This is a genomic window from Vibrio sp. 1874 (assembly GCF_033344395.1).
Classification (GTDB): domain Bacteria; phylum Pseudomonadota; class Gammaproteobacteria; order Enterobacterales; family Vibrionaceae; genus Vibrio; species Vibrio alginolyticus.
Genome location: NZ_JAWPOR010000150.1, coordinates 1 through 1,123, shown reverse-complemented (window position 1 = coordinate 1,123; position 1,123 = coordinate 1). Strand labels below are relative to the sequence as shown.

The 1,123-nt window shown below is 49.2% G+C and carries 1 protein-coding gene; it reads right to left on the bottom strand.

What is annotated here, in order from left to right; all coding sequences use genetic code 11:
• Positions 1–1,123, bottom strand: a 1,123-nt coding sequence (locus R8N46_RS25235; RefSeq protein WP_318189780.1) for a DHHA1 domain-containing protein, incomplete at both ends; no start/stop codon positions are given.

Below are 1,123 nucleotides of genomic sequence, written 5' to 3'. Positions count from 1 at the left end.
ACGAAATTCATTCACATCCAGCTTGTAGGCCAAACGTACAGTTTTGACCGATGCGTCAGGCCAACGGCGTAAATCGACGTTAAATGCAATTCCATCAATCATCACATTGGTCGGATGCCCTTTGTATAAAGGCTCCAACATCAGTTTAAGATGTTTTTCTCCCACCAATTTTTGGTGTAACACCTTAAACTCACCATCAAAGATTGGCTCAGGAAAAGCTTGTCCGAATGGCCCACCAGCGCGCAACTGCTCCGCAATGTGCATAGAAAACTCTTCCGGTTTTAACTCGCCATCAGTAAGAATCACGCCTTTTAGAGCCGCTTCGTCGAGCTCTTTTTTCACCACTTCATCGAATAAACGACTGAAACGCTCAAAATCTTGCTCTTTGATGGTTAAGCCTGCCGCCATCGCGTGACCGCCAAACTTGATGATCAAACCTGGATTTTGCGTATCGATGAAGTCCAACGCATCACGCATGTGTAATCCAGGAATCGAACGACAGGAACCCTTGATCGTCCCTTCACCACCGTCAGCAAAGGCAATGACTGGGCGATGGAATTTCTCTTTGATACGCGAAGCGAGAATACCAATCACACCTTGGTGCCAATCGCGTTGGAACAGCGATAAGCCGTATGGCAGCTCGCTGTTTTCGCCAAACTGCAAACGTTCACAAAACGCCATCGCTTCTTGCTTCATGCCTTCTTCAATCTCTTTACGAGTCTGATTGAGCCCATCAAGCTCACTGGCCATGCGACGTGCAGCATGGATGTTGTTACACATCAGTAGCTCAACACCAAAAGACATGTCGTCTAAACGGCCAGCGGCATTAATACGCGGCCCCAATGCAAAGCCGAAGTCCGATGCCACCAAACGTCGCGCATCGCGTTTCGCCACTTCAATCAGTGCTTGAATACCTGGGCGCGCTTTCCCCGCACGAATGCGCTGCAAACCTTGATGCACCAGAATTCGGTTGTTCTCATCAAGCGGCACAACATCAGCAACAGTGCCCAGTGCGACAAGGTCGATCAGCTCCATCAGTTTCGGCTCTTGCATGCCTTGTTGAGCAAACCAGTTGTGTTTGCGCATGTGGACGCACAACGCCATCATCAAATAGAACGCCACA